36 protein-coding genes are annotated in these 24,461 nt (G+C 66.5%); 1 reads left to right on the top strand and 35 read right to left on the bottom strand.

The genetic code is table 11. The annotated features are described in order from the left end of the window. Window positions 1-574: 574 nt before the first annotated feature. From AC07YZ_RS01150 to AC07YZ_RS01050, 21 genes are all read right to left on the bottom strand, one after another. Window positions 575-895, bottom strand: a complete 321-nt coding sequence (locus AC07YZ_RS01150) for a DUF4031 domain-containing protein (protein WP_494793397.1) — start codon at window positions 893-895, stop codon at window positions 575-577. Beyond that, a complete protein-coding gene (locus tag AC07YZ_RS01145) occupies window positions 892-1,041 on the bottom strand; it encodes a hypothetical protein (RefSeq protein WP_494793396.1) in 150 nt (49 codons plus the stop codon). Before AC07YZ_RS01145 ends, AC07YZ_RS01150 begins: the two co-directional genes overlap by 4 nt. Then, window positions 1,035-3,869 carry a toprim domain-containing protein gene (locus tag AC07YZ_RS01140; RefSeq protein ID WP_494793395.1) on the bottom strand — a complete coding sequence of 945 codons (2,835 nt, stop codon included), beginning with the start codon at window positions 3,867-3,869 and terminating at the stop codon, window positions 1,035-1,037. The genes AC07YZ_RS01145 and AC07YZ_RS01140 overlap by 7 nt, the downstream gene beginning before the upstream one ends. Before the next feature lie 112 nt (window positions 3,870-3,981). Beyond that, complete coding sequence (locus AC07YZ_RS01135; protein ID WP_494793394.1) at window positions 3,982-4,389, bottom strand: hypothetical protein; 408 nt, start codon at window positions 4,387-4,389, stop codon at window positions 3,982-3,984. Continuing rightward, complete coding sequence (locus AC07YZ_RS01130) at window positions 4,389-4,604, bottom strand: hypothetical protein (protein ID WP_494793393.1); 216 nt, start codon at window positions 4,602-4,604, stop codon at window positions 4,389-4,391. The genes AC07YZ_RS01135 and AC07YZ_RS01130 overlap by 1 nt, the downstream gene beginning before the upstream one ends. Beyond that, a complete protein-coding gene (locus AC07YZ_RS01125) occupies window positions 4,604-4,906 on the bottom strand; it encodes a hypothetical protein (RefSeq protein WP_494793392.1) in 303 nt (100 codons plus the stop codon). Before AC07YZ_RS01125 ends, AC07YZ_RS01130 begins: the two co-directional genes overlap by 1 nt. Beyond that, on the bottom strand, window positions 4,896-5,180 hold the full coding sequence (locus AC07YZ_RS01120; protein WP_494793391.1) for a hypothetical protein: 285 nt from the start codon (window positions 5,178-5,180) through the stop codon (window positions 4,896-4,898). Before AC07YZ_RS01120 ends, AC07YZ_RS01125 begins: the two co-directional genes overlap by 11 nt. Beyond that, window positions 5,177-6,955, bottom strand: a complete 1,779-nt coding sequence (locus AC07YZ_RS01115; protein ID WP_494793390.1) for a DNA cytosine methyltransferase — start codon at window positions 6,953-6,955, stop codon at window positions 5,177-5,179. The genes AC07YZ_RS01120 and AC07YZ_RS01115 overlap by 4 nt, the downstream gene beginning before the upstream one ends. After that, complete coding sequence (locus AC07YZ_RS01110; protein WP_494793389.1) at window positions 6,952-7,587, bottom strand: hypothetical protein; 636 nt, start codon at window positions 7,585-7,587, stop codon at window positions 6,952-6,954. The genes AC07YZ_RS01115 and AC07YZ_RS01110 overlap by 4 nt, the downstream gene beginning before the upstream one ends. Next, the gene (locus tag AC07YZ_RS01105) at window positions 7,580-8,032 is read right to left on the bottom strand and encodes a hypothetical protein (protein ID WP_494793388.1); all 453 of its coding nucleotides are present in this window, start codon (window positions 8,030-8,032) and stop codon (window positions 7,580-7,582) included. Before AC07YZ_RS01105 ends, AC07YZ_RS01110 begins: the two co-directional genes overlap by 8 nt. Further along, a complete protein-coding gene (locus AC07YZ_RS01100) occupies window positions 8,016-8,243 on the bottom strand; it encodes a hypothetical protein (protein WP_494793387.1) in 228 nt (75 codons plus the stop codon). Before AC07YZ_RS01100 ends, AC07YZ_RS01105 begins: the two co-directional genes overlap by 17 nt. Further along, complete coding sequence (locus tag AC07YZ_RS01095) at window positions 8,243-8,431, bottom strand: hypothetical protein (protein WP_494793386.1); 189 nt, start codon at window positions 8,429-8,431, stop codon at window positions 8,243-8,245. Before AC07YZ_RS01095 ends, AC07YZ_RS01100 begins: the two co-directional genes overlap by 1 nt. Then, on the bottom strand, window positions 8,431-8,820 hold the full coding sequence (locus tag AC07YZ_RS01090; RefSeq protein ID WP_494793385.1) for a hypothetical protein: 390 nt from the start codon (window positions 8,818-8,820) through the stop codon (window positions 8,431-8,433). The genes AC07YZ_RS01095 and AC07YZ_RS01090 overlap by 1 nt, the downstream gene beginning before the upstream one ends. Continuing rightward, complete coding sequence (locus AC07YZ_RS01085) at window positions 8,804-9,211, bottom strand: DUF7673 family protein (protein ID WP_494793384.1); 408 nt, start codon at window positions 9,209-9,211, stop codon at window positions 8,804-8,806. Before AC07YZ_RS01085 ends, AC07YZ_RS01090 begins: the two co-directional genes overlap by 17 nt. Further along, window positions 9,211-9,468 (bottom strand): hypothetical protein, encoded by a 258-nt coding sequence (locus tag AC07YZ_RS01080; protein WP_494793383.1) that lies wholly within the window; start codon window positions 9,466-9,468, stop codon window positions 9,211-9,213. Before AC07YZ_RS01080 ends, AC07YZ_RS01085 begins: the two co-directional genes overlap by 1 nt. After that, entirely contained in the window at window positions 9,468-9,746 is a 279-nt protein-coding gene (locus tag AC07YZ_RS01075) for a hypothetical protein (protein WP_494793382.1), read from the bottom strand. The genes AC07YZ_RS01080 and AC07YZ_RS01075 overlap by 1 nt, the downstream gene beginning before the upstream one ends. Further along, entirely contained in the window at window positions 9,746-10,441 is a 696-nt protein-coding gene (locus tag AC07YZ_RS01070) for a tyrosine-type recombinase/integrase (RefSeq protein WP_494793381.1), read from the bottom strand. The genes AC07YZ_RS01075 and AC07YZ_RS01070 overlap by 1 nt, the downstream gene beginning before the upstream one ends. Window positions 10,442-10,551: 110 nt before the next feature. Then, window positions 10,552-10,779: a hypothetical protein gene (locus AC07YZ_RS01065; RefSeq protein WP_494793380.1), complete on the bottom strand. Its 228-nt coding sequence runs from the start codon at window positions 10,777-10,779 to the stop codon at window positions 10,552-10,554. 143 nt (window positions 10,780-10,922) lie between these two features. Next, window positions 10,923-11,390, bottom strand: coding sequence for a phage regulatory CII family protein (locus AC07YZ_RS01060; RefSeq protein ID WP_494793379.1), 468 nt, complete (start codon window positions 11,388-11,390; stop codon window positions 10,923-10,925). Further along, window positions 11,390-11,623 carry a hypothetical protein gene (locus AC07YZ_RS01055; protein ID WP_494793378.1) on the bottom strand — a complete coding sequence of 78 codons (234 nt, stop codon included), beginning with the start codon at window positions 11,621-11,623 and terminating at the stop codon, window positions 11,390-11,392. Before AC07YZ_RS01055 ends, AC07YZ_RS01060 begins: the two co-directional genes overlap by 1 nt. Continuing rightward, window positions 11,620-11,799, bottom strand: a complete 180-nt coding sequence (locus AC07YZ_RS01050) for a ribbon-helix-helix protein, CopG family (RefSeq protein WP_494793377.1) — start codon at window positions 11,797-11,799, stop codon at window positions 11,620-11,622. Before AC07YZ_RS01050 ends, AC07YZ_RS01055 begins: the two co-directional genes overlap by 4 nt. Before the next feature lie 105 nt (window positions 11,800-11,904). Here AC07YZ_RS01050 and AC07YZ_RS01045 point away from each other — a divergent pair, with 105 nt between their 5' ends. Beyond that, a complete protein-coding gene (locus AC07YZ_RS01045; RefSeq protein ID WP_494793376.1) occupies window positions 11,905-12,219 on the top strand; it encodes an Arc family DNA-binding protein in 315 nt (104 codons plus the stop codon). 3 nt (window positions 12,220-12,222) lie between these two features. On the opposite strand, the gene AC07YZ_RS01040 is transcribed toward AC07YZ_RS01045, so the two are convergent. From AC07YZ_RS01040 to AC07YZ_RS00975, 14 genes are all read right to left on the bottom strand, one after another. Next, window positions 12,223-12,687, bottom strand: a complete 465-nt coding sequence (locus AC07YZ_RS01040; protein ID WP_494793375.1) for a hypothetical protein — start codon at window positions 12,685-12,687, stop codon at window positions 12,223-12,225. A gap of 213 nt (window positions 12,688-12,900) precedes the next feature. Next, a complete protein-coding gene (locus AC07YZ_RS01035; RefSeq protein WP_494793374.1) occupies window positions 12,901-13,236 on the bottom strand; it encodes a hypothetical protein in 336 nt (111 codons plus the stop codon). Beyond that, window positions 13,236-13,361 (bottom strand): hypothetical protein, encoded by a 126-nt coding sequence (locus tag AC07YZ_RS01030; RefSeq protein WP_494793373.1) that lies wholly within the window; start codon window positions 13,359-13,361, stop codon window positions 13,236-13,238. Before AC07YZ_RS01030 ends, AC07YZ_RS01035 begins: the two co-directional genes overlap by 1 nt. Further along, window positions 13,358-13,891, bottom strand: a complete 534-nt coding sequence (locus AC07YZ_RS01025; RefSeq protein ID WP_494793372.1) for a glycoside hydrolase family protein — start codon at window positions 13,889-13,891, stop codon at window positions 13,358-13,360. Before AC07YZ_RS01025 ends, AC07YZ_RS01030 begins: the two co-directional genes overlap by 4 nt. Then, window positions 13,888-14,076, bottom strand: a complete 189-nt coding sequence (locus tag AC07YZ_RS01020; protein ID WP_494793371.1) for a hypothetical protein — start codon at window positions 14,074-14,076, stop codon at window positions 13,888-13,890. The genes AC07YZ_RS01025 and AC07YZ_RS01020 overlap by 4 nt, the downstream gene beginning before the upstream one ends. Next, a complete protein-coding gene (locus tag AC07YZ_RS01015; RefSeq protein ID WP_494793370.1) occupies window positions 14,076-14,321 on the bottom strand; it encodes a holin in 246 nt (81 codons plus the stop codon). The genes AC07YZ_RS01020 and AC07YZ_RS01015 overlap by 1 nt, the downstream gene beginning before the upstream one ends. Window positions 14,322-14,360: 39 nt before the next feature. Beyond that, on the bottom strand, window positions 14,361-14,798 hold the full coding sequence (locus AC07YZ_RS01010) for a hypothetical protein (RefSeq protein WP_494793369.1): 438 nt from the start codon (window positions 14,796-14,798) through the stop codon (window positions 14,361-14,363). Between the two features lie 2 nt (window positions 14,799-14,800). Beyond that, the gene (locus tag AC07YZ_RS01005; protein ID WP_494793368.1) at window positions 14,801-15,343 is read right to left on the bottom strand and encodes a DUF4376 domain-containing protein; all 543 of its coding nucleotides are present in this window, start codon (window positions 15,341-15,343) and stop codon (window positions 14,801-14,803) included. Window positions 15,344-15,352: 9 nt separating this feature from the next. After that, window positions 15,353-16,819 carry a hypothetical protein gene (locus AC07YZ_RS01000; protein ID WP_494793367.1) on the bottom strand — a complete coding sequence of 489 codons (1,467 nt, stop codon included), beginning with the start codon at window positions 16,817-16,819 and terminating at the stop codon, window positions 15,353-15,355. Between the two features lie 4 nt (window positions 16,820-16,823). Further along, complete coding sequence (locus AC07YZ_RS00995) at window positions 16,824-17,765, bottom strand: hypothetical protein (RefSeq protein ID WP_494793366.1); 942 nt, start codon at window positions 17,763-17,765, stop codon at window positions 16,824-16,826. Continuing rightward, window positions 17,762-22,702, bottom strand: a complete 4,941-nt coding sequence (locus AC07YZ_RS00990; RefSeq protein WP_494793365.1) for a tape measure protein — start codon at window positions 22,700-22,702, stop codon at window positions 17,762-17,764. Before AC07YZ_RS00990 ends, AC07YZ_RS00995 begins: the two co-directional genes overlap by 4 nt. A 28-nt stretch (window positions 22,703-22,730) precedes the next feature. Then, entirely contained in the window at window positions 22,731-23,093 is a 363-nt protein-coding gene (locus tag AC07YZ_RS00985) for a DUF1799 domain-containing protein (protein WP_494793364.1), read from the bottom strand. Between the two features lie 26 nt (window positions 23,094-23,119). Next, window positions 23,120-23,440 carry a hypothetical protein gene (locus AC07YZ_RS00980; protein WP_494793363.1) on the bottom strand — a complete coding sequence of 107 codons (321 nt, stop codon included), beginning with the start codon at window positions 23,438-23,440 and terminating at the stop codon, window positions 23,120-23,122. Between the two features lie 58 nt (window positions 23,441-23,498). Further along, the gene (locus AC07YZ_RS00975; RefSeq protein ID WP_494793362.1) at window positions 23,499-24,431 is read right to left on the bottom strand and encodes a phage tail tube protein; all 933 of its coding nucleotides are present in this window, start codon (window positions 24,429-24,431) and stop codon (window positions 23,499-23,501) included. Between the last annotated feature and the right edge of the window lie 30 nt (window positions 24,432-24,461).

The following is a 24,461-nucleotide window of genomic DNA, read 5'->3' as shown; positions in this document are numbered from 1 at the left end:
CCGACGCCCGCAACCCATTGAAAACATTGAAATTCCGGTTCGTAGTCATCCACGGAAAACCCGTGGAACACCCGTTTTTTCCACGAACCGTAAGCTTTGTATCCCCGCGTTACATCTTCAAACCGTGGATGCTGTCCGCGCCCTCTTCGCCCCCCTTTCCTCATCCTCTCTCCTCTTAAAAAAGAGAGAGATGAGAGAGAGAGGGGGCTGGACCTCAAAAAACAGACCCGTGTAGAAATCGAGGCAACCCGTGGAAAAACCAAGGCAATCCGTGGAATCCGCAAAGTTGCGAATCGTCCCGGACGCTTAGTCGGATCAAGCAAAACACCTCCCCAAACTGCGGCAATCCACGGGTTGAGGCCTTCTGCGCACGCCACCGTATCCCGGGATAGCAAAAACCTATGCCTGAACGCCCCCCGGGCTGGTCGGCCAACGTCCTTGGGCGGAGCTTTTCGAGATCGGGGGGACCGGGGGGGACGCGGCCGAACCGATGCGCTGCGCGCATCAATCCATCCAGCGGCTGCGCCGAGCATTGGAAGCAGCGCGACGACGCGCTGCAGGCCGTCCAGGCGGCTCATGGGCGCTTCTCCATCGAACCCCTTACCCATGCCTCAGCCGTGGCCGGATCACCCAGCTGGCCCGTCTTCCGCCGGCGGATGGTCATGCACCCGGCCTGGCGCCAGGTGATCTGCACGGCGCCGGCGGCAATCGCCAGCGCCCGCTTGCTCAGCGCAATGTCGTAGTGGCTGTCGTGGCGCGGCGGCGCCTGGTGCCAGCGCCTGGCCACGCCGATGCGATCAGCCATCGCGTGCAGCTCCTCGTCGGAGTCCGCCAGCATGTGGCACATCACCATCCGGCCGTAGCTGGCCCGCATGTCGTCGACGTAGACCGTCATCGCACCCACCACCGCGTGCGCCGCCGCTTGCCCTTGTGCCTGTACAGCGGCGCGCGCTCGGCCAGGGCCTGCTGAAACTCGACCGAGCCCAGCACCCGTACCAGCTCAGCGGTAGCGCGCTGCAGCGCCACGTTGAGGCTCACCATTGCTTCTCCCCCTCAGGAGCCTCCGCCGGCGACGCCTTCGGCACCACCGCGTACAGCCCGAACTTGCGCAGCGTCTCCAGCGGCATCGCCACCATGTGGCCCACCCGCTGCCCCTTCACCGTGCGCTCCCAGTCCGAAGCCCGGCCATCCTTGCCCAGCAGCAACACCCCCGCCTGCTCCAGCTGCCGCTTGAACACCCGATCGCTCTTCACCGGCAGCCCGTCCCAAAATTCCCGCAGGTAAGGCGTCTGGCGCATGTGGTCCATCACATGCCCGGTGCGGATGCACAGCGCCGGCACCTCGTCCACGTCGTCGAACACGAACGGGTACTGAAATTTGTGCGCCGCGATCTCGCTCAGCAGCTTCTCCACGATCCAGGCCCACGGCTGGCGGTCGCTCACCGTCTCCGCGATGTGGCGGTTCATCTCCCCCCACAAGTGCTGCAGAAACCCGAACTCCGAAGCCTCCAGGCCCAGGAACTCGCACAGCAGCCGCCAGCCCGTGGCCACCGCCGCATAGTTCGCCACCATCCGCTCCGCGCCCGTGTCCCCCATCGACGCCACACAGTTCTCGTAGCTGTCATCCACCGCCTGCTGGTGCAGCGCCTGCACCTCCGTCTTCGTCTTCCTGGCCAGGAACCGCAGCCACTGCTTCACCGGGAACACCGGCACGTCCTCCGGGATCAGCGGCCCCCGCTTCGCCTTCGTCAGCTCCGAGCGCACGATCTTGCCCACCAGGCTGTCCACCGGCACATCCTCGCCCGCCAGCAACACCGGCGCGCACAGCAGAAAGTCCATCAGCTCCGCCCCGCGCCGCGTGTGCTCGTACTGATAGCTCTCCTGCAAGTTGTGGATCGCCTTGTTGATCACGTCCTGCTTGTTCGTCGACATCTCCCCCCAGCCCACCGGGTGGCTCGTGTAGCTCAGCGACGTCATCTGCCGGAACTCCGTCTGCAGCGACTGCCGCGAACTCATCACCATCGCAATCGCCCGCTCGATCCGCTTCACCAGCGTCGTCTTGCCCGTCGCCTTCTCCGCCTGCATCACGAAATGCGGCCAGAACCCGATGAACGCCTTGATGTGAGCCCCCAGGCCCCACACCAGCGGAATCAGCGCCGCCGCGTCCGCAAACGTCGCCCCGAACTGCCGCACCAGCGCCACCCCCTGCTCCACCGTGCCCGAGGGAAACACCAGCTCGTGGTACGGGCACTGCTGCCGTGGATCCGCAAAGAAACAATCCGGCCCCTCATTCACCACCGCGCGCCCATCGCGCCAGGCCAGCCCCACGAAATTGATCGCGTCCCGCGAACCGATGTTCGCCGCCCGCTCCCACAAATTCACCATCCGGGCAAACGGCCCCGGCGCGAACACCGGCCCCAGCTTCTTCCACACATCCAGGTTGTGCAGCCGCTCATCGTCCACCACCCGCCGCTGCAGCGCCGCCCCATGCCGCGCCACCTGCACCGACAGCGCAAACACCGTGCGCGGGCTGTGGTCCTTGTCCCCCGTCATCGTGCTCTGCGGCGACGCGATCGCCACCCGAGACACCGCCGCCACCCGGAAGCCGCACACATCCGTGAACTCGAAGCTCTTCACCTTCGCGCCCCCCCCGTTCGGGTCATCCCGCTCCGTCACCTTGCTGATGAACTGCGTGAAATCCGGCTTCACCCGGTATTTCCAGTACGTCAGGTAATCGTGGTGCGGCAGAAACAGCCGCGGCCGGCCCTGCCGCGTGTCATCCCCCGCCATCCCCGGGATCAACCACGCCTCCAACACCTGCAGCGCCTTCGCCGTCTTGTCCGGCCCCAGCAGCCTCAGGTAGTCGTTCACGTCATTGATCGGGTCCTCCTTCGCGTCCTGGTCCTCAAACCACCCGCTCTGGTCCACCAGCAGACACGAAATGTCCAGCGCCGTGAACGTCTCATGCAGCGCCCACGCCGCCTTCAACCCCGGGCAATACCCCGCATCCTTCCCCTCCGCCAGCGGCGCATCGTTGTCGCAGCACAGCACCACCTCCTTCCCCCGCGCCCAGCTCCAGTCCACCGCCCCGTTGTAGGCGTTCGACGTGCCCCGCAGCGCCACCGCCGCCGCCCAGTCCATCGCGCACTCCACGCTCAGCGCGTTGATCGAGCTCTCCACCACATACACCCGCCGCGCCTTCTCCACCCGCTTCCAGTCACTGCACCACAGCACCCCATCCTTCTCACCCTGGCTGTTCGTCTTCCCGCCCGCCGACTCCGGGTCGAAATACCGCGTATCCACCGCCAGCACCTTGTGGCTCAGCCGGTCCTTCACAATGAACGACGCCCCCAGCCCACCGTAGCCATACTCCCCCTCCGCCACCTTCGTTCTCGTGTACGTATTCAGGCCCAGCGTCCCCGCCTTCAGCGCCCGCTCCACCACCGAACGAGACAGCCCGCGCTCCCCCTCCAGGAACTCCAGCAAGTCCGCCCGCCCGCCATCCGTGCGCGCCGCCTTCGCCGCCTGGTTCGCAATGTGCTCCACCAGGCTCGGCTTCTCCCGCGGTGCATCCGGCTGGCCAGCCGCTGGAGCCTCCAGCACGTCGACGCCAAACATCCGGCCCAGCTCCCGCACCGAATCCAGAAAATCCAGGCCCCGGGCCTTCATCATCAAGTCGATCGCCGACCCGCTCTGCCCCGAGCGGAAATTCGTCCACCCCGCCCCGTGCTCCGAATAGCACAGCATCTGCGCGCTGTGCTTCGAGTCATCATCCGGGTCCTTGAACTTCGAGCCCTTCGCCGCCGCCTCCTTGCCCTTCTCCAGGCCCAGGCGCTCCGCCAGCTCCTCACACGAAATTTCCTTGTTCACCCGTGCCGGTGCATCCTTGCGCACCCGGCCACGCGCTGATCCTGTTGGTGTTGTTGTCATGGTTCAAACAGATAACGCCCCGCCGGCATGGCAGGGCAGAAAAGCGAAGTCATCAGGGATTCAGGCGAGGGGCAGCGCCCTCGGGGGTCCACTGCCAGCCGATCACCCAGCCGTAGAACTCGCCGGGCGGGTGATTCGCAGCGAACCACCGGCTCATGGCATGGGCGCCGTCAAAGCCATCGGCCAGGGCCAGCGCGTTGAGCTCATCAAAAGACATGGGGTCTCCCGCGAGCAACGGCAGCTCAATGCCGCCACGCACAACATCAAACCGGATCACGTCCACCCTGCAGATCGACCAGCGCCCCAGCAGCTGGGTATTGCGCGTGCGCAGCCCCGTGTAGCAATTCGCCACATGCCCAACGGCCGGCACATCCTTGCGCAGGCCAGCGGCGCGGATCGTCTGCCGCTTCTCGCCGGCCCACACCTTCAGCGCGAACTGTTTCTGGAAGTTCAGCAGCATCACACCACCCCCGGGTCACAAACTTCACCCGATCCGTAAACAGAATCAAAGGCCTCCAGGTACCCCCGCCACAGCACCGCGCCGGCCGCACAGCGCTGCCCTAGGCCCTTGCCGGCGGAAATGCAGACCCAGCAGGCGAAGTGGTGCGCTTGATAGGCCTTGTCCTGCGTCAGCCATGGAGACACCGCGGCGGCCTTGATCAGGTCGTCAGCCATCAAACCACCCCCTTCTTCACACCCTGCTGCAACGCCCGCTCGGCAATGTTCCAGGCGAACTTCACCCGATCCTCCAACGACGAATACGGCTTCGACACCTTGCCGTCAGCGTCCGCAGGCCCCCACGTGGTCTGCTGGAACACCCACGGCAGCACAGCCAGGAACGCCCGCTGCTCGAACGCCCGTTCCTGCGCGCGCCGCCGGTCCACCGCCAGCGCCTTGGCCTTCTTGCGCTGGCCAGCCGCGTACCCCTTGCTGTAGCCCCGCTGCTCCGCAGCCTTGAAAGCATCATCACTCGACATTGCGCCACCCCCTCCAAAGTTCATCCCACAGCTGCGCCCACACCGGCCGCAGCAACCAGGTCCACACGCCGATCGCGCTCGTGATCGAAAACACCGCGTGCTGGGCCACCAGCGGCCAGTGCCCACCCAGGGCCCCGAACGCCATCCATCCCGCATTGCTGCCCAGCCACAACACGAAAGCCCACCCCGCCCACCGGCTCTTCGTCGCCAGCAGCAGCGCCCCGATCACCCCCAGCGCAGCCGAGGTGATCTCCAACAGCTCTTGAGTCGTCATGGATTGCTCCTCACGCTCAGTGCCAGGGCGACGGGGCGGACCCACACCGGCCGGGCCGACAGCTGGAACGTCTCGCCGGCATGCGCCAGCAGCAGGGTTTCGCCCATCACCTCGGCAATGGCCGTCGCAGCGGCGCTGGGCACGGCGTTGCCGATGCGCTCGCGCCAGTCCTGGTCGTTCTCGCCCTGCAGCTGCCAGGGCACCCAGGTGTCCTCGGGGTCGATGAGGCTCTGCAGAGCGGCCAGCTCCAGCGTGGTGAAGGGCCGGTGGCGCGTGCCGTCGAGCGACCAGATCACCGCGTCCAGCTTGTCGGCCGGCGCCGGCAGGCGCGGGTCGGCGACGGACCAGCGCCCGTTGTCGTGGCCGGCCGACGCGCTGACCGCGCCGGTGGGCTCGGTCCAGGGAACCACGCCGTAGTGGCCGCAGGTCAGGTAGTGGTCGCCCTTGCCGCGATCGAGGCCCGGGCGCGGGTCGGCGACGGCGTAGGCGCCCTGTCCGGTGGTGCTGCCGCTGATCACGGTGCCGGCGGGCTGGTCGAACGACGTGACGGCGTACTTTCCGAAGGTCGGGCCTTCGCGGCGCGGGTCGGCAACCGCGTAGGCGCCCATGTCGTCGCCCCCGATCACCGTCCCGGTGTTGCCCGTCCACTGAGACACCGGGTACTTTGTGAACAGCTTTCCGGTGGTGGCGGGCCTCGGGTCGGCCACGCACTGGCCGCTGCCGTGAGCGCTGGTGACCGCGCCGGCGGGGCCTTGCCACGGGACGATGCGGTATTCGTTGCAGTGCTTGGCCGGGCCGGTGTGGCGCGGGTCGGCGACGCTGAATTTCCCGTTGGTGGGCAGGGACTCGCCGGCGACGGCCCCCATGGGGTCGGTCCAGCGGTTGACCCCAAGGAACCCGTTGCGGTATTCGGGAACGATGAGGAAGTCGCGCAGGTTGCCGCCGACCACCTCCAGCCGGTTCAGGCTGCGCCAGTCGCTGCCGGCCTCGACGAACGCCAGGCGCACCCAGGTCTTCCACTGCAGACGAGGCACGCGGTGCATCGGCCCGGCCACGTCGGCGCCGGGCATGGGCATGCGGCCCAGCACGTCGCCCACGGCCCGCAGCGGCTTGGTGTCGGGCTGGTACAGGAAGGGCTGAACCTTCTCGGCGTGGCGAGCCACCAGCAGGAAGCGCTTGCGGCTCTGGGCCAGCCCGCCGATCTCGCCGCAGTCGTGGGTGGTCTCGGCCACCGCGTAGCCGTAGGCCCGCAGCAGGTCGCCGATCTGATCCAGCAGGTGGCGGCCACGGGTGGCGATGCGCGGCACGTTCTCGAAGATGATCAGCTCGGGCGGATCGTCGGCGAAGGCCTCCAGCATCAGCCACACACCGCGCACGGTCAGGCGGTTGAGCGCCTGGTATTTGTCGGTCTTGCTCTTGCCCTCGGACAGCAGGCCGCTGAAGCCCTTGCACGGGGCCGACAGGAACACGATGTGCGGGCGCTCGCCGCCGGCGGCGCGCTGGATGTCGGCCGGGGTCGCCTCGCGCCAGTCCGGGCCCGGCTCGTGGCCATGGAAGTCCATGAACTGGTCGCGGTCGAACAGGTCGAGCACGGTGCCCTTGGTGTCGGCCAGGCGCTCGAAGTCGCGCACAGCAGACGGGTCCACGTCGATGCCACCGATGCAGCGGAAGCGGCCCTGCAGGTTGCCCACGCGAGGGCTCGCGCGGTTGAAACCACGGGCACCACCGCCCAGGCCGACGAACAGGTGGAAGTGGCGGAGTTCGATGGTGGTCATTGGTTTTCTTCTCGATTGGAAATTTGTTCAGCCTGGCGCGCCTTCACCCGAGCCCGATAGGCCCGCTTCTGTGCCGCCACCTTGTCCCGGTTTTCAGCCCGGTACCGGCGCTTCGTCTCCGCCTCCTTCGCGCGCTGCTCCGGCGTCATCGCCGCACGCTTCGAGCGCCGTCTCTCCGGGCGATCCCGGTGGTACTGGCGCACCCTCTCCCGGTCCCGCTCCGCCTTCTCCGGGTTGTTCAACCGCGCGCGCCGCGCCCACGCAGCCTTGTAGGCCCGGCGCCGATCCGCGTTCTTCTTCTCCCAGCGAGCGCGGTACTCTGCCGCCTTCTCCTTGTTCTTCTCGACCCACGCCCGCCGCTTGTCCATCACCTCCGGCCGTGCCAGCGCCCGCTGGTACTTCGCCCGCGCATGCGCCTTGCGCGCCTCCTTAAGCTGCTGCTCCTGCAACGCCCGCTCCTCGGCGTCTTCACCGTCCAGCAGACGAGCGGCTTCCTCGCGAGACAACGGCCTCCCCTTCGGCAGCTTCTTGCCCGCCACCACCACCGTCGCGCGCGCCGTCATAGGCAACCTCGCCGGCGGGCCAAACACCAGCGCAGCAAACGGATTCCCCACCACCTGCACCTCATCCATGGCCCACCTCCCGCCCAAACGCCGCGCAAACCGCATCCGACGCCCACTGCGCCACCTGGTCCGGCGCCACATCCGCCGGCACCGGCACCCGCAGCCCCGCCATCACCGGCTCACCCTCCGCGTCCCGCATCGCAATCCCCACCTCCAGCGCCTGCCCGCTCAGCCTCGCCAACACCTCCCGGTCCCGGCCAGACAGCACCAACCGCCGCCCCACCTCCCGCAGCAAAGGCGGCTGCGCCAGCCGGTACCCCGCCGCCGGCTGAAACGTCGCCAGCCCCAGCATCACCAGGTCCGACAGCGCGTGATCCATCGCCATCGGGCTGTGCGCCATGCCATCAAACACCGCCCGCTGCACCCAGGTGCCCGCGCGCAGCAGCGCCCGCATCGCATCCCGGAAAGCCGGCGTCCTGATCACCTCGTCGAAACACTCAGCCGCGCTGCCCATCGTCCACCTCCTGCACATTCACCCTGCGCCGCTGATCCAGCCGCCGCTGGCTGCACGCCAGCAACCACCCGACCTCCGCCGCGTCGTGCCCATCACACAAAGCCGCCAGCGCCCGCATCGGCACATACAGCCCCCACACCAGCACCCGCTGCAGCCCATAGGCCCCATGCATCAGCAGCCACCAGCCCAACACCCTCAACGCACCCGCCATCACCGGCCACCCCCCTGCTTCTCAGCAGGCGCCTGCCGGATCGCCGCCAACGTGCGCGCCGGGCCAAACAACTGCTCCACCCAATCCATCGCCGCCGCGGCCCCCGCCGAGCCCAGCACCAGCCGCACCCGCTTCAACCCCAGGGGCGAGATGTGCGTCACCTTGAAATCCAGCTGCGTCGTGGCCATCACACATCCCCCTGTTCCAGAGAATCCGGGTCCAGCCCCGCCCCAACCGCAGCGGCCCCCGCCTGCACCTCCACCCAGGCCGCGCCGTCAAACACCACCAGGCTCTCCGCCGCGTCCGGCTCCGTCAGCTCAAACGCCTCCACCTCCGTCAGCTCCGTGAAGTCGTCGCCCGCATCCGAGACGAACGCATCGAACATCAGGCAGGCAATCCCCGGCGCCGCCTCGCTCGAAGCCCTGGCCAGCCGGTCCCGGCTCAGCTCGTACAGCGCCCGGGGCATCTCCACCACCCGCTCATAGCGCTCAATCTCGCGCACCACGATGCGCACCTTCACCCGCTCCGCCAGCTCCTGGCCAGCCGGCGGCGTCATGTCTTCAGGCCCGAACCGCATCGCTGGCCTCCTTCCTGATCGCCGCCACCTGATCCTTGGCATCCAGGTAGCTCTTCATGTCCTTCAGCTGCTCAGCCGTACACCGCCGCTTCAACCGCAGCCTGTACGCCAGCGCCTCGAACTCGTAGCCCAGCGCTTCCCGGCCATAGAAGCGACCCAGCAACACATGCACCTCCGCCCAAGGCGTGAAGTCCATGCGAAGCACCTCCAGGCACATGTGAAAGCGCGCCTCGTCCAGGCACCGGAAGTCGGTCAGATCGAAGGGGAAGCGCCCCCCGTTGTAGAGGCCCAGCAGGAACCGGCCCACCACCTTGGCGCCGCCGTGATCGTGCTGCGCCATCTCCCACAGCGCCACCAGCGCTGACAGTTGGTCCCGTGTCGGCTGTGCCATCACGCACCTCCCTTCATCACACGCATCACATCGGCAAAGGCATGGCACGGCAGCCCGAGAAACGCACCGGGCAGCTGATTCGGGTCATCGCACAGAATCAGGTGGTCAACCCGGTGTTGCCGCCCCGCTATTAACGACCCGCGGGTCCCAAAGTCCAGCACCTGCCCAAGGCCGAAATGGCTCTTGATCCGGTCCTTGTTCGTCGTCTTCCCACAGCCCGGCGGGCCGTAGACGATCACAGAGGGTTTCTCAGCCATCACGCCCTCCCCGCCTTCTCGTGCTCTGGCGCATCTCGCTCAACCATGTGCACCTGCCCGCCAGTGATTTCCTGCATCAAAGACCCGAATCCTTCGCCCAGCAAACGCTTCAAGCGCTCAAACCCGTCATCGGCTTTTTCAAGCAAGGCGATGTGCACCGACGCCATCAACGTCGCCTTCTCCATGGACTGCTCCATCGCCAGGTAGACATTCACGAACGCACCTTCGCGCCGGTAGGCCAGTCGAACCGTGGCCGTGGTCAGTTGTGGATCAGCCATCACACACCCCCCATCGCCAGCGCCCGCGCCTGCTTGCGCGTCACCCGCCCGCCCGCCGCGTCCACCGCCTGCAGCTGCTCGGCCAGCTCCTCACGGCTCAGCTCCAGGTACACCCCCGTACTCTTCAGCGAGGCATGCCCCAGCGCCTCCTTCGCCACCAGCAGCGCGCGCCCCGGGTCCGTCGCTCGAGTGCGGCGAATGATGTTCATCCCCCGCGTGTGCCGCATCCAGTGCGGGCTCATCCGCGGGTCCAGCCCCGCCTCGTTCGCCCAGTGCTTCAGACGCAGCTGGTACGAACGCACCGACAGCGGCTCACCATGCCGGCCCGGCACCAGCGGCAGCCCATGGACCGAAGCCACGGCCGACACCTCCCCCGAGCCCAGCAACACCGCATACCGGCACAGCGCCGCCAGGTGCAGCCGCAGCTGCTCCGTCACCAGGTACTCATTCCCCCGGCCGCCCTTGCAATCCACCGGACGGCTCACCAGCCAGCCCACCCGCAGCGCCTGCTGCACCTGCGGCACCGTCAACCGGGAAAACTCCCCGATCCGCATCCCCGTCAACACCAGCGCGCTCAGCCAGTGGAAATCCCGCTGAGCAAGGGGGTCGCTGCACCCCTGCGCAGCCCTCAACAGCCGGGCCTGCTCCGCCTCCGGCAAATACCGCTTCATCGCCATCTCGTTCTCCTCGAACATCGGTGTACCCCTGCACATCAAGAGCCGAACCCGCGCACACCAGGCAGGCCAAACCCAGCGCCCACACACAGCCCAAAAGGCTCCATGCCGGCACATCCTTCAAATCCAGGTCATTCATCGCCGCACGCAGGCCCGCCCCGGCCCCGTTCCACCGACAACCGCAGCAGCCGAAACGTCACCGGGTCCCGGCACGCGTCCTCGAACCGCAGGCACCAGTGCCACCGGCGCCAGCGCCGGTCGAACACCCGCCGCATCGCCTTCATCGTCTCCAGCGGCACCGGGGCCACCGTGTCCTGCAACAGCTCCAGCTGCTGCTGATCCACAGACAGGGTTCCCATCGCACAGCCTCCTTTGAACGGCCGCCTCAAACTCGCGGCCAAACAGGGACACCAACACACCGGAAACAAACTTCGGCCGAGTCGCGCCCCCCAGCCGGTGCACCACCGGCCCGAAGCGCTCAGCCATCGGGGAAACATCGGGCCTACTCATCCAGCAGCCCCTCCACCCGATGCACCAGCGTCATCAGCGCCCCCACCAGGTCAAACGCCTCCGCCCGGATCGCCTGCAGATCCGCCACCGTGAACTTTTTGGCCACCAGCGCCTGCAACACCGCCGCGTGGAACTCCCCGCTCTCCACCCCCATGCGAGTGATCAGCTCAAGCAACGCCTCGTCACTCGCCTGCGCATGCGGCGACACGTCAAACGCCGCCCGGCCAAACATCTCGTTCAGCGCGTCCAGCACCCGCGTGTCCCCCGTCAGCTGCGTCAGCGACACCACATCGCGCAGCGTCGGCTGGTTATGGGTGTCCGTGTCCGCGTCCGCCTTGTTCCACAGCGTCCCCGGCTTCATCCCCATCTGCGGGGCCAGCCGCTTCACGTCGTGCAGGTACACCAGCCGGCGAAACGCCTCGAAAGGGTTCGCGTGGTCGATTTCGTCTTTCTTGGGCATCACTGGCCCCCCTGCGGTGGCTCACCCACGGCCTTGCCCACGGCGGGGGCCTGCTTCACGATGCAGCCATGTGCATCGAAGCTCTCGCCCCTCATCGACTCGGCCAGCCGGAACAAGACCTCGGCAGACCGGCTGCGCAGATTCGCGGCGGCCGCGCGGTCCAGATGCTCGATCTGCGCGGGCCGCATCCTGACCACCACGGGCGTGCCGCCACGCAACGGCACCCCGCTCACGATGCAGCCCCATCGCTGACAGGCTTTGAACGGCGACCCTCCAGCTTCAGGGCCTTCTCCACACGAATGCACAGCACAGCCGAACGCGATCGCTGTTCGCTGCGTGCCTTCGAGTCGATCCTCTTGAGCAATGGCTCCGGGATGCTCACCAGAACCTTTTTCACTGACTTGGACATTTGGCAATCCTTGGATATCCACAACGGATATCCGAACTATATCCATGGATAGCCAAAGATGCAACAGTCAATGACAAATATTGTTTGAAGTCGATAATCCGAACCGTGAAAACCGAAGACCAGAAGAAGAGGCCCCCCAGGTTCCTGCTCGCCATGCCCGACGACATTCGTTTGGCCATCGAGCGAGCCGCGTATATCCACGGCCGAACGGTCACGGCAGAAATCAACCTGCGGCTCAAAGCCAGCCTTCAGGCCGAAACCACCCCCCCCAGCTACACCGCCCCCAACGTGGCCACAGAAAACCACGCCGAAGAAAAAAGCCCGGCCGATCCCCTCACAGAGACCGACCGGGCCATGCTCGGCGTCTTCCGCCGAATGCCGGTGGAAAAGCAGCTCGCGCTGCTCTCCCTCTTCAAGTAGCCGTCAAGGCGCCGCCGCTGCCGGCACCGTCACCACCGTGGGCTGCACCACCTCCGGGCGCACCACCAGCGGCTGCGGCTGCGTCACCACCACCGGGTCCTTCGCCTGCACCGCCGTGGCCGACTTCACGATGCTCGCCCCCGCCGCATAGGGCGCCACGGCCGACACCGTGCCCTGGATCACCTGGCCCGTCGTCGGCGCGATGGCCGTGGCCGTGGGCCGCCCGCCAAACGTGCTCGCCATGCCCGTGGCCACCCCCATCAGCGCGCAGGTGCTCAGCTGGTTGTCTGTGCTCGCCTTCTTGAAGCACTCCTGCACCGCCACCTGCTTCTGGTACTCCACATCCGTGTACTCCTTGAACTTCGCCGCATCCTGCTTCTGGCCCTCCATGTGGGCCGCGTCCAGCGACGCGCAGGCGGTCAGAGCCAGGGCGGCCAGGCAAATCATCAGTCGTTTCATCATCTTCATCGTGTGCTCCTTTGAGCGTGGGGTTTACGGGGTTTCTCACTCACAGCTTCCACCACCGCGCGGTGCTTCGCGGCGCACTCGGCGTGCACACGCTCAGACTCCACGCGGTTGTCCAGAATGGCCGGGCGCAGGTCCTGCCCATCGGCCACCTCCAGCCGTGGCAGCGGCGCGCACGGCTGCGCCATCGACAGCGGCAAACGCACACGCACCGGCTCAGCGCTCGGCGTTGAACAGCCGCACAAAATCAGCGTCAGCAGGGCAGGCAGTGCCAGGGCTCGGTACATAGGTCTTCACCTCCTTGATGCGGTCTCGATACACAGTGCGCAAGACTTCGACCTCCTGAATCAGCACCCTCTCGGCCTGCTCGGTCCTCTCGTCCTGCTTGTCCTGGGCCGTCTTCTTCGCCCGGTCCCACTCGGCCCGCACCTCGGCGCGCCCGGCGGAAACGCCCGCGGCGTGAACCCCCCACAGCGCGCCCATCAGCGCCAGCAACACCACGCCCAGCAACGCCCAGCGCGTCGGGTTCATCAGATCCAGCAGCCCGCCCATCACCACACCCTCCAGGCCAGCCAGAGCGTGGTGCCGGCCAAGGCCAGCGCCACGGCAAGCCCGCACAGCACCGCAGCCCCCAGGCCATCCAGCAGCCAAGCCGATTCACGTTCCCAGTGCTTCATGGTGTCTGCGCCTCCATGCATTTCGCGTGCAGCCGCAGCCGGTCCTTCCAGACCCCACTGCAGCGCCTGTTCCCAGGGGTCGAGCAGTCGTACCCGGCGGCAAACTTGTAGAGCAGGATCGCGTCACACGCGCCCCGGTAGTCCCCGGCCCGAAGCGCCTTGGGGATGGCGCCGGGCCCGCCGGTCTTCTTGTTGACGCAAAACGTCGGCGTGCCGATGTTGTAGGCCAGCTCCGTGTACACATCGAACTCCACCTGGTGCAACGGCACCTCCATGCCGATGCACTGCTTGATGCTCGCTTCGTCCTTCTGGATGTGCACCAGCGCCAGGCGAACCGCCGCCACCGGCTCAATGCGCTCGCCCATCTTCACTCGCGACCCATCGGCGTTCACTGTCGAGCCGAAGCCCTTGGTGGGCACGTCGCCCCTGGTCGGGATCACCGCGCCATCGGTGTACCCCTCGTGTGCCAGGCGGGCAACAAACGCCGCCGCACTCATCGACAGCAGGCCGATCACGATGCGTTGTTTCATTCTTCGGTGCTCCTTCCCGTCGCCCATGCCTCCATCGCGGCCAGGGCCCCGACCGGCACCGCGATCGCCGCGAAGATCGCCGCGGCGGCCTCCTTGTGCACCAGCGCCACGGCCGTTCCGCAGATCACCAGCAGGGCCACCACCTTCCCCCGCTGCCGCGCGATGGATGCGAGTTGATCGTTCATCACGACAAGTCCCCCCGCTGGCTGGCCATCTGCGCCATGCGGCGCTGGTGTTCACGTTCCTCGCGCCGGTCGCGGCGGTGCTGGAAATAGAGATTCGTCAGCAGGCCCAGCACACCAATCAGCAGTCCGGCCAACACGCCGAACTCGCTCGACAGCATCCAGCTGCCAATGGTGGTGGTCGCACCGGTATAGGCGGCCTTGGTCCCAAGGGTTGCGGCGGTGGCGTCGAGGGCGTCCCGGTTCATGCGGTGGTCCTGTTTTTTTGGGTGGAGAAGTGAGCCAGATCAGTCGTCCAGCTCGGGAGCGTCGGAGTCGCAATGCGCCCCTGTCGGGTCAAAAGGGTCGGCCAGGTAGTGGCAAATCGAGTAGGCCCACCGGTAGCGCCAGCCCAGCGCCGGGCCAGCGGCGATGTAGCGGCGCAGCCGGTGCGTCACGAACCAGTCGCCCACCGGCCACGGCAGCGTCCAGGCGTGGCCCCAGAAGCGCACCGTGCGCCAGCCCAGGCCCAGGCCCGCGGGCCACTGCCAGAACACGATGGACGCCACGGTGAGCTGGATCAACACGTCCAGCACGAACGTGACGAACACCACCGGCAGCGACAGCAACAGCGGCAGCCCCACCAGCCGCCCCTGCAGCTTCGCCCGGTACAACCCCATGGCGTGCACGTAGCCGTGCCAGAACGCCAGCAGCAACAACACGATGTAGCCCAGGGCCGCCATCATGGTCAGCCCCCGTAGACCGGCGGCCAGCCGGTGGTGATGTCGATCGCCTCTGGCTCCCCCGATGCCATCACCTGCGCGCGCAGCACCTCGGCCCGCGTGTAGGCCAGGGCGTCCAGCAGCTCGATGGCCAGCATGATCCCCTGCGCCAGGTCCACCGTCATCGGCACCAGGCCGTTCTCGGTGGTCTTCCACTGGATCGGCTGGCCAGCCACCGTGAGCACGTCCGCAGCAGCCCCGCCAGCAGCCAGCGCGGCCACGGCCTTGGCCTCCAGCCGCAGCATCTTGATGCGGCTGTCCGAATCGGTCTGGAACCAATGCCCGCCAGCCTGCACGCCACCACCCTCCCGCCGCGAGCGCTCCACCTTGATCAGCTCCCAAACGGCTGCTCGGCGCTCGTCCAGCGTCGGATGGTCTGCGGGCATCGGCTCATTTCCGGCCGCTACCCATTGCAGGTACGCCTCGTAATCCATGTTGCCGGGTGCCGTTGGGAAGACCGTGCCAGATGGCAGGTGCTGGATGTTGGTGCTGTTGATGACCTGGTACATAGCGCCTCCTTACAACAGGGCGAACAGCCAGGTATTTGCGGCGGGAACCATGATCGTCGCGTTGCCGGCCACCAGCGTCGAGCCGCCAGAAGCATCCAGGCGCAAGGTGTTGCCAACCATTGACGTGACAGTCACAGTGAACCCCGCCGTGCTGCCGCCGTCTGACTTCGTGAATGCGTGACTGCTGTTCGAAATAGAGGGTGTGACCCGCATTGGCACCGGGACCACCACCGAAATTGATGTGACAGCCGACGCAGATGCAGCCTGCCCCATTGGCCTTCGGTTATCCAATGGCACCTTGAACCGACTGCAGGCGAGCAGCACCTCGGCATCGTCTTCGTGCTTGTAGGGTGTGGCCACCGAACCGTGATTGATCCTGGCTTTTGCCAGGTCGAGCGTGACGTTCTGGGCCACTGCAGCTTCGGTCCACGAGAACAGAATCAGGTTGTTGCAGCCGGAAGGCACGACACCCGTGAGAGAAACACCATCGGTCAGAGTGTTCGCGGCGAGGGCGTGCGACCCCGTTGCGATCACAGACAGGTTGGATGCGAGGAAGAAATTGCCGGGCGTGTAGGTCGCGCTGGTCCAGTCGTTGACGACATCGCTTGTCACCACATCTGCGGTCCCAGTCCACGCCAACAGCGCGTATCGCACCGTCTCTGCAGCGCTGCACCGAACCCGCCCGAACCGGGCTGTATAGATCTGACCTCGACACGGCTTCGACCGGCTGGCTTCGATGATCTGCAGGCGGCCCATGCGCTGCGGTGTGGCCTGGGCCTGCAGCAGGCGCATCATGAACGGTGTGCCGTCCTCGGCGTCCTTGACTGTGCTTGCCGTGACCGCGCCGAACTGCGTCAAGGCACTCCAACCGTCCTCGGCGTAGGTGTCGTCGGTGCGCGAGCCCAGCGCCTCCTGCGCAATCTGGCCGGTGGCGTTGATCAGTACGTTGCTGGTGCCGATCTGTGTGCTGGCCAACAGGGCTACCTCCTGTGCTTGCGGCACCTGGGCACCAGAGGCACCGGCCGGCACTTCAAGCGGCCCGGTCATCTCGTCCCCGCCACGGCTCACAGCATTTGCAACACTCGCGGCCACCCAGGCAGCGCCGTTCCATGCGCGCATCTCGCTGACCGTCGCATTCCAGTACAGCGAGCCAACGGCCAGCGGATCGCCATCATTGTCGAGCGTCGGGTTCGAAGCCTTCGCGCCAAGAAACCTGTCGTCGAACGCGTCGTATGCATCTGCCGCAGCCTGCGCAGCCGCTGCGGCAGATTCAGTGCTTTCTTCAGCGCTGGCCACCGCAGCGTTGAGCTGCGTCACCGTGGGCATGTTCGCGTTCATGTACGTGCCCAGCGCGTTCATCCCGCCAATCACGCCGGGGAACTCGTTCATGAACCGCTGAGAGTTGGTCTCGTAGTTCGGCAGGTCTGTTTTGAGCGGCAAGGGGCCGGAGAAAGTGGGTACAACAGGTGCGGTCATGGTTCTAGTCCGTGGTAACGCCGATCACTCGGAGATCCAAAAGAGATTCAATTTCGTCGGAGATGACCAGGCTCACCTGGTCGAACACCCCCAGCGTGACCAGCACGCTGCGGTACGCGTCTTCGCCCCCGTTGCCAATCCACACGGTCGGCACCTGCCGCAACGCGACAAGCCCCGCCTTCAGCGCCGGGATCAGGCCCTTCTCCACCCATACGGCCAGGCTCACCGTGTCCGCGTAAGGCGCCTCCGGGAAAAGGTCGGTCAGGTTGCCGAAGTCATCGCGCTTCACCCCGATGAAATCGGTCAGCTCCCACGCGGCGCCGTACTCCGGCTCATGGCCCAGGGTCTTCATCACGCCGTAGCAGGCCGCGCCCACCGCCGACGCCGAGCCCTCCACCGTGATCTTCAGCAGGCGATCCGGGAAAACCGGCAGCCCCTCGAACACCGCACGCTCCACCTGCAGGAAGGGCTCCCACAGGTACTCCAGCAACGTCGTCACCGAGCGCCCCACCAGCTCCTCCGTGCGCGTGTCGACCACCGTGATGCCGTCGCCCTCCAGCACCTCCACCATGACCGAATCACCCTCCAGGCCGAACAGGCCCAGCGAGTCCGTGTACGTTCCCGGCCCCAGCACCACCACCAGGCTATCGGCCGCGCTCGTTTTGCGCGACACGTCCTTGCGGTTGAACATCGAGACCGTGTTCGCGAACCCCAGATCCAGCCACTTCGTCGCATCGCTGCCTGGCGTCGCCGTGTTCGCCGCCACCAGGCTCTCGAACTGGTGCGGCAGCGTCACGCCGGCGGCCGTCACGTCGTGCGTCACCAACGCGCCCAGCGCATAGCTGCCCGCCGCCCAAACCGGGTCCGGGTTCGTCGCGCTCGTGCTCACCAGCTGCGCCGGCACGAACTCAACCGGCCGGATCACCCTCGACGCCGTCACCGTCATGGCGTCACCTCCGTCGTCGCCAGCGACTGGCCCGCCAGCGTCTTCACCGCCACCGCGTTGCCCTTCTGCGTCACCCGCTCCAGCACGTCGCGCACCCGGCTCGTGTGCAGCGCCGTGGCGTTGCGCGCCGGCTGCTGCGAACGCACCTCACGGATCAGCTCGCGCAGCAGCGCCTTCGTCTGCTCATCGCCGCCCGACACCGAGTGCACCCCCAGGCGCCCCCCCACATTCGCCAGCGGCAAAATTCCCTCGGGGGTCTTCTCGCCCATCTGCCCCACGTCAAACAGCGTGGGGCGGCTCACGATCCCGTTCGAGAAAGCCGCGCCAGTGGCGAACTTGCGGTTCTCCTTCTTGCCCCGCGTGGCCCAGTGCCAGGCCAGGTACTCATCTCGGGCCGAGAGATTGGGGTCCTTGTTGAAGTCCGGCGAATTGGCCAGGTTCGCGCTGGTGAACTCCTTCTGCAGGTCCTGGTTTTTGGCCCAGTAGCCATCGGCCGTCCACGCCTTGCTGGATCCACCGCCGCCGCCGCCACCGCCACCGCCCGAATACGAGCCGCCACCGGAAGACCCACCGCCAGGCGCAGCCCCGGAAGACACCGCCACCGCCTGCCCAGCCGCCACCGCCGCCGCATACCCCGCCATCGCTTGGCTCAGCGAAGCCACGGCCGCCTCAACGGTCTTCACGCTCGTGTCGATCCCCAGCAGCGCATCCACCTGATCCTTCGCCGCCTGCAGCTGCTGGTCCAGCGCCTCCAGCTGGCTCTCCAGCAGCGCCACCTGCTGCTCGGCCGCGCTCAACTGAGGCTCGGCCACACCCTGCAGGGACTCCAGCTCATTGGCAAACACCAGCATCGCCCGCGCGCGCTCCGTGGCGCTGCCGTAGTTCGCCTCCTCCAGCCGGCGAGACACCGAGTCAATCGCATCGGCCAGGTCATCGGCATCGGGCAGCACGCCAGAGCCGATCGCATCGCGGATCAAGGCCCGCCCGGCGTCCGCCTGCATCGTCAACGTCGAATCCACCTCACCGCGCAGATCCCGGATGCTGTCCTTCAGCAAGTCGAAAACGTCCTTGACCGTGCTCTCCAGCTCCGTCGCCGCTTCCAGCTCGCCCTGCCAGACTTCCCGCTGCTTGTCCGCCGCGCGCTCCAGCGCCGTGTAGGCGTCATCCATCGCCTCCTTGGCGTCCTCGATCGCCCAGATGCGCTGCTGCAAGGCCCGGTTGCTGGCCGACAGCGAAGCCAGCTCCCGCTGGCGCAGCTTGTCCGTCTGTCCCAGCAGCGTCAGCAGCTGGGTTTCCAGCTGGTATCGGGTCTGGGCCTCCTGATTCGCGGCGTTCGACTTCGCACTGCCGAACTTCGGCACCTTCACCTTCGTCACCGCGCCAGACACCCCCTTGATCGCCTGGCCGATATCGGCCATCGCCTTCTGGAACTCGGGGTTCGAGAAGATCGCGTTCAGCGCCTGGGCGGCCTTCTGGGCCGTCTCCACGATGTTGGCAATGGCCGCCTGGCTGATCGCCTGCGAGATCGGAACGCCGGCAGCAATCGCCACGAAAATCGGCTCAATGATCTGGCTGGTGAACATGGAGGCGATCTGCCCGGCGTAGTTGCCCGCGATGCTCTCGTAGATGCCCCCAACGATCATGTCCGCCAGCTGGTCGCCCACCTGCTGCTCGGAAAGCCGGCCCATCATGCCGTCCAGGATGATCTGCCCGATGCCCTCGGTGCTGATGCCCGCCGCCTTGATCGACTCCTGGATGTCGGTCATGAACTCTTTGAAAGCTTCCTTGCTCATGTTCGCGCCCGTGGCGCTGTTCACCATCTGGCGTTTCAGATCGTCCATCGCCTCGGCGTACCGCTTGGCCGCCTCGGCGCCGGTTCGGGCGTTCTTGAAATTCACCCGTACCGAGCCCACGAACGCGTCGATCGCATCGTCGCTGTAGCCCATCGCGCGCGCCAAAGCCTTCGAGCTCTCGCGCACGTTGTCCACCTGGTCGCGCAGGCCCTTCACCTCCGCCTCGGTGGCCTCGGTTTTGATCGTCTTGTTCGAGCGGAACAGCCCGCCCTTGTAGTACTCGAACGCGCTCACCTGCGTGTCCAGCCCGGAGATGCTGGCCTCCAGGCCAAACGCCTTGAGCTTGCGGCCGAACAGCGTGGCCATGCGGGTGGAACCACTGAGGATGTCGCGCCATTTCTCGGAAAACAGGCCCAGGTCATCCATGAGCTTGCGGTTCATGTTCTCGCCGCTGACCTCGTAGATTGCGTTGCGGTTGGAGCCCGCGCCCGTGGTGCCCACGCCGCTCGGCCGGTACTCGCGGTCGCCCTCACCGTGGCCCAGCGCGGCCCGGGTATAGCCCTTGTTGTAGAGGTTCGAGGCGATCATCGCGAACGCATAGATGAACGCCGCGTAGGTCATGTACCCGGCGCCGGCACTACCGCTGGCACCCGCACCGGTCGTGCCCATGCCCGCCTCCTGAGCCGCGAGCATCTGCGACTGCGTCATGCCATTCGCGATCGTTCCCGCCGCGGCGCCGGTAGTCCCCGTGCCGGTGAAGTACTTGTAGGCCGCGCTGGCCAGCTGCCCGTAATCCACGCCACCGCCGCCGCCAGTGCCCCCCCCGAAAATCGACCCCAGCGCAGACAACCAGCCGCCCTGCCCGCTCATCGACGACATGAGCGCCTTCGAGATGCTGGAGGCAATCTCCCGGGCCACATACGTCTTGAACATGTTCACGATCGAGTCGCCCAGCGACTCGCCGAACCCCTTGCCGCTCTCGAAGCCACGCATCAGCGCATCGGTCAGCGTCGACTCGATGCTGTCCGCCGTCTTCTCCCAGGCCTTCTTGGCATCCTCCGCCGCATCGGTGACGGCCTTGTTTTCTCGCTTCTTCCCGAGCAGACCGACCAGCTTTTCACGCTGGGCAATTTCTTCCTTCAGGTGAGCGAGTTCGGCCGCCTGCGGGTCAAACAGTTCGATGATCGTGGCCTTCTCACGCAGCCGGGCGATGCTCAGCAGCTCCACGGCTTCGGCCTCGCTGATCTTCAGGGTTCGGACCATTTCCGAAACCTGGGCCTCGTTCTCCAGCGCGGTGATGCGGTCAGCCACGGTGCTGACCATTTTTTGTGCCTCGCCCACAGTGTCAGCGTAGGCCTTCGCATCGGCCTCCTGCGCCTTGGCCAGCTCCTGCGCGGCCTCGGTCGCAAAGCGCTGCGTGCTCACCAGGTTCTCCACGGCGGCACGGTACTCGTCCACGCCGATGCGGCCCTTCTGGTAACCCTCGTGCAGCGTGTTCAAGTCCTTGTAGAACGAGGGGTCCATCCCCACGTCCTTCGCGCTGAGCTTGTTGTACAGCTCGGCAAATTCGTCCTTCGCCTCGCGCGCGGCCTTCTTGCTCGCCCGCGTCGGTTTGATGAAGTTCTCCGTGATGCGCTTCTCCAGCGCAGGGGTGAACAAGTCGCCCAGGGCCGCGCGCTGGGCCTTGAGCTCTTCAGACAGCTTCTCCTGCGGCGTGGCGTACTTGCGCATCGCCGCCTCCGCCGCCGCCTTGCGCCGGTCATAGTCCGCCCGCTGCGCCCGTGCCAGCGCCGCGTCGCCACTGGGCACCGCCCCCACCCCGTCCGGCGTGGCCCCGCCCATCAGGGCGCGCTGCTCATCCCGGGCCTGGCGCAGCGTCGCAATGTACCGGGCCAGATTGCCCAGCTCGCTCTTGATGTAGATGTTGTCCGGCGCCTGCTTCAGGCGATCGGCCAGCGCCACATACTCGGCCTCCGCCTGTTTGATCTTCGCCGCGGTGAGCTCCATCTGGGCAGACACCGGCTTTAAGGTGTCCGGCATCAGATCAATATGGGTGTTGAGGTCAAGCACCCCGCCGGTCAGGGCGTTGATCGAACCGTTCAACAAGTTCGCGCTGCCCTGCAGCAAGCCAAACGCACCCCGTCCAGCGACCACACCGGCTGCGTTCGCCATCGAATGGAAGAAGCCCTCACCACGCGCCTTCGACAACTCCAGCGTGTCAGACAACACGTTCAGGTCATTGCTCGCCGCGCGCGCCGTGGAGCCGATGGCATCAGACGCCCCCGCCTGGCTCACCGACAGCACGAACCGTTCCCAGCTGTCCGCCGTGTTCGACAGCGTGCCGTCCAGCGTCGCGGCGCGCTCGGCCATGGCGCCAGCAAAGTTCACGTCGCCCAGCGAGCGCAGGTAGCCCGTGATCTCTTCCGCGCTGTTGCGCACGGACGTCGTCACCCCCTGGAAGGTGAACGACACCTGGTCGCCCTCCACCCGCGCCCGAATGCCGAATTCCTTCAGCCGTTCAAACTCTCCCGTGGCCGCGTCCGCCACCGCCTCGATCATCTGGTTCACGTTCTTGCCCATGGCCGAGGCCGTGTTGCCATAGCTGCGCAACGACGCCTCGGACGGGTCCAGCCCCATCGCCTTGAGCTTCACGAAAGCCGAATTCACCTCGTCCAGCTGGAAAGGCGTGGTCGCCGCGAACGACTTGATCCACGCCATCTCCTTCGCCGCCGCGCGGCTGCTGCCGGTCACCGTCACCATGCTCGAATTCAGCACGTCAAACCGCCGCTGCACCGGCACCAGGTCCCCCGCCAGCTTCACCGCGGCCGAGCCGATCACCGTCAGCACCGTGCCCACCCCGGTCAGCAACCCCAGCCGGCTCACATTGCCCACCAGGCTGGCCAACCCCGATGCCGGCCGAGAAAAGTCCGCGCTGTTCACGGCCCGGTCCAGCTTGCCGAACTGGCTCGCCGCGCTGCCCGCCTGCTGGTCCAGCTTCTTCGTCTCTGCGGTCAACCCCTGGGTGGCACGCTGCGCCCGGACCATCTGCTCCTGCGTCTCGCGCACAGCATCGGTCAGCTCCGCCTTGTAGCGCTTGAGCTCAAGCGCCAGGCGTACCACCAGCGTTCCAAGGTTGCCCGTCATGGTCCTTCTTCGTGTCCGTTGTCGTCGATCATTCAGCCTGCTCGCTCCAAGCCTTGAGCGCCGCGGCCTCCACCACCTGCAGCGCCAGCACCTGCTCGCGCCACGCCTTGCCCCGTACCCCCAGCGCCCGGGCCACCACCTCGATGCCCGGCCAGTTCAGCGCCACCCGGGCGCCCGCCATTCCGGCGTACACCCACTGCGAGCTCACCCCCAGGAAAAACCGCCAGTGCTCCCAGTTCTCCGGCCACACCTCGCACACATCGCCCTGCACGCCCTCCCGCAAATCCCTTACCTGCTCGGCCAGCGCCAGGTCCTCCGCGCTCGCGCCCCAGCGGCGCATCATGTCCAGCACCCCCTGATCAATGCGCGTCGGGCTCTGGACGGGCTTCACGCCCACCCAGTGCCGCGTCGCCTCGATCAGGTTCTGTGTTTTCCCCCGCCCACCTGCTCAAAAAACGCCTGCGCGATGAACTTCGGGCTCGGCGCGATCTGCAGCAGCGCCTCCAGGTTGTCCCGCGAAAACGGCACCGCCTCGTTCGTCTCCTTGTCAACCAGTTCCCAGCCCACCATCCGGTCGCGGATCAGGTCCTCATTGCTCACCTGCGCCTCGTAGAACGCGCGCGCCTCGTCCGTGCTCGTGCGCTTGAACACCGCCACGAACTTGTTCTTGTCGTGCCCGCCCTTGTCGTTGGGCACCGGTACCGTCACCTCCACCGTGAAGGTGGGTTTCTGGGTCATTTGAAAAGCCATCGGTCAATCTCCAGTTGAAAAAAATGCGTGAGTGGGTGGGGGCCGGTCAGATGAAGGTCAACACCAGCTCATCGTTGCCCGCGTCCGGGTTCAGGCTCAGCTGCAGGTTCAGCATCGCCACCCCATTGCTGTCCTCGATCGAAGGCTCGGCCGACACGCAGGCCTTCGGCGCGTCCACCTTCACGATGTTTCCGGCCGTCACGCCGTGCACCACCGCCAGCGCGCCCTCCTCGGACAGGCGCACCGCCTCGCCCCAGGCCTTCGTCGCCACGCTCGGCAGCTCGATCTTCAAGCTCGACGTGGGCTTGCGGTCCGAGCGGTGCGCCCCGCCGCAGTTGATCAACTCGCGCCAGGTCATCTGGTTGGCCAGGTCAAAGCTGAACGACTCCACGCACGGCGTGGTGCCGAACAGCGTGAACGTCGGCGTGTTCACCCGGCCCACCGTCAGCGGCTTGAGGAACGCCGCAAAGCTCGCGCCGGCGGGCATGACCGCATCCGTCGCGGCGGTGTAGATCCCCAGGAAGCTGAAGCGCGCCACGGGGATCTGCTTGGGCGACATCTCGAAACTCACCGTGCCGATCGCATCGGTCAGCACGAACTCCATGCCATCCAGGTTGCAGATCAGCGTCAGGTACGTCTGCCCGCTGGTCACCGGTGCGTAAGCCGCGCTCACGCCAACGGTCAGCGTCTCGGCCATGCCGCAGCCCAGCAGCAGGGGCGCGATGGCCGGCGCCGTGCCAGCCGCGCCAGAGCCGGCCAGCTCCACCACGAACTCAATGCCGCGGTGCACGCCGGCCGTGCTCGAAGGCGAGTTGCCCATGTACGGGCGGATCAGGTTGCGCGCCACGAACTCGGCCTTGATCAGATTCGGCGTCACGCTCTGGCACAGGATCGCGTTGTCAGCAGGCGCCGGGGTGGCGGGCGTGCCCTTGGCCACCTGGGCCTTGGCCATCACCAAAAGGTTGCGCATCAGTTTCATGGTCGTTCCTAAAAAGTCAGAAAGTCAAAG

It is taken from the genome of Hydrogenophaga sp. GW101-3F08 (assembly GCF_059424585.1).
Note: the sequence above shows the minus strand (reverse complement) of the source record. Positions and strands in the feature narration are given on the sequence as shown.

Bases quoted from the DNA above. Each gene is read 5' to 3' on its own strand.
- AC07YZ_RS01005 (WP_494793368.1), bottom strand. From the start codon at position 15,343: ATGTACCAGGTCATCAACAGCACCAACATCCAGCACCTGCCATCTGGC.
- AC07YZ_RS01150 (WP_494793397.1), bottom strand. From the start codon at position 895: ATGACGGTCTACGTCGACGACATGCGGGCCAGCTACGGCCGGATGGTG.
- AC07YZ_RS01080 (WP_494793383.1), bottom strand. From the start codon at position 9,468: ATGGCTGAGAAACCCTCTGTGATCGTCTACGGCCCGCCGGGCTGTGGG.
- AC07YZ_RS00975 (WP_494793362.1), bottom strand. From the start codon at position 24,431: ATGAAACTGATGCGCAACCTTTTGGTGATGGCCAAGGCCCAGGTGGCC.
- AC07YZ_RS01135 (WP_494793394.1), bottom strand. From the start codon at position 4,389: ATGCTGCTGAACTTCCAGAAACAGTTCGCGCTGAAGGTGTGGGCCGGC.
- AC07YZ_RS01015 (WP_494793370.1), bottom strand. From the start codon at position 14,321: ATGAACCGGGACGCCCTCGACGCCACCGCCGCAACCCTTGGGACCAAG.
- AC07YZ_RS01065 (WP_494793380.1), bottom strand. From the start codon at position 10,779: ATGGGAACCCTGTCTGTGGATCAGCAGCAGCTGGAGCTGTTGCAGGAC.
- AC07YZ_RS01105 (WP_494793388.1), bottom strand. From the start codon at position 8,032: ATGGGCAGCGCGGCTGAGTGTTTCGACGAGGTGATCAGGACGCCGGCT.
- AC07YZ_RS01075 (WP_494793382.1), bottom strand. From the start codon at position 9,746: ATGGCTGATCCACAACTGACCACGGCCACGGTTCGACTGGCCTACCGG.
- AC07YZ_RS00990 (WP_494793365.1), bottom strand. From the start codon at position 22,702: ATGACGGGCAACCTTGGAACGCTGGTGGTACGCCTGGCGCTTGAGCTC.
- AC07YZ_RS01095 (WP_494793386.1), bottom strand. From the start codon at position 8,431: ATGGCCACGACGCAGCTGGATTTCAAGGTGACGCACATCTCGCCCCTG.
- AC07YZ_RS01025 (WP_494793372.1), bottom strand. From the start codon at position 13,891: ATGAAACAACGCATCGTGATCGGCCTGCTGTCGATGAGTGCGGCGGCG.
- AC07YZ_RS01020 (WP_494793371.1), bottom strand. From the start codon at position 14,076: ATGAACGATCAACTCGCATCCATCGCGCGGCAGCGGGGGAAGGTGGTG.
- AC07YZ_RS01115 (WP_494793390.1), bottom strand. From the start codon at position 6,955: ATGACCACCATCGAACTCCGCCACTTCCACCTGTTCGTCGGCCTGGGC.
- AC07YZ_RS01090 (WP_494793385.1), bottom strand. From the start codon at position 8,820: ATGCGGTTCGGGCCTGAAGACATGACGCCGCCGGCTGGCCAGGAGCTG.
- AC07YZ_RS01050 (WP_494793377.1), bottom strand. From the start codon at position 11,799: ATGTCCAAGTCAGTGAAAAAGGTTCTGGTGAGCATCCCGGAGCCATTG.
- AC07YZ_RS00980 (WP_494793363.1), bottom strand. From the start codon at position 23,440: ATGACCCAGAAACCCACCTTCACGGTGGAGGTGACGGTACCGGTGCCC.
- AC07YZ_RS00995 (WP_494793366.1), bottom strand. From the start codon at position 17,765: ATGACGGTGACGGCGTCGAGGGTGATCCGGCCGGTTGAGTTCGTGCCG.
- AC07YZ_RS01000 (WP_494793367.1), bottom strand. From the start codon at position 16,819: ATGACCGCACCTGTTGTACCCACTTTCTCCGGCCCCTTGCCGCTCAAA.
- AC07YZ_RS01035 (WP_494793374.1), bottom strand. From the start codon at position 13,236: ATGGGCGGGCTGCTGGATCTGATGAACCCGACGCGCTGGGCGTTGCTG.
- AC07YZ_RS01110 (WP_494793389.1), bottom strand. From the start codon at position 7,587: ATGGATGAGGTGCAGGTGGTGGGGAATCCGTTTGCTGCGCTGGTGTTT.
- AC07YZ_RS01070 (WP_494793381.1), bottom strand. From the start codon at position 10,441: ATGTTCGAGGAGAACGAGATGGCGATGAAGCGGTATTTGCCGGAGGCG.
- AC07YZ_RS01100 (WP_494793387.1), bottom strand. From the start codon at position 8,243: ATGGCGGGTGCGTTGAGGGTGTTGGGCTGGTGGCTGCTGATGCATGGG.
- AC07YZ_RS01125 (WP_494793392.1), bottom strand. From the start codon at position 4,906: ATGTCGAGTGATGATGCTTTCAAGGCTGCGGAGCAGCGGGGCTACAGC.
- AC07YZ_RS01085 (WP_494793384.1), bottom strand. From the start codon at position 9,211: ATGGCACAGCCGACACGGGACCAACTGTCAGCGCTGGTGGCGCTGTGG.
- AC07YZ_RS01120 (WP_494793391.1), bottom strand. From the start codon at position 5,180: ATGACGACTCAAGAGCTGTTGGAGATCACCTCGGCTGCGCTGGGGGTG.
- AC07YZ_RS01040 (WP_494793375.1), bottom strand. From the start codon at position 12,687: ATGAAGATGATGAAACGACTGATGATTTGCCTGGCCGCCCTGGCTCTG.
- AC07YZ_RS01030 (WP_494793373.1), bottom strand. From the start codon at position 13,361: ATGAAGCACTGGGAACGTGAATCGGCTTGGCTGCTGGATGGCCTGGGG.
- AC07YZ_RS01010 (WP_494793369.1), bottom strand. From the start codon at position 14,798: ATGATGGCGGCCCTGGGCTACATCGTGTTGTTGCTGCTGGCGTTCTGG.
- AC07YZ_RS01145 (WP_494793396.1), bottom strand. From the start codon at position 1,041: ATGGTGAGCCTCAACGTGGCGCTGCAGCGCGCTACCGCTGAGCTGGTA.
- AC07YZ_RS01130 (WP_494793393.1), bottom strand. From the start codon at position 4,604: ATGGCTGACGACCTGATCAAGGCCGCCGCGGTGTCTCCATGGCTGACG.
- AC07YZ_RS01060 (WP_494793379.1), bottom strand. From the start codon at position 11,390: ATGCCCAAGAAAGACGAAATCGACCACGCGAACCCTTTCGAGGCGTTT.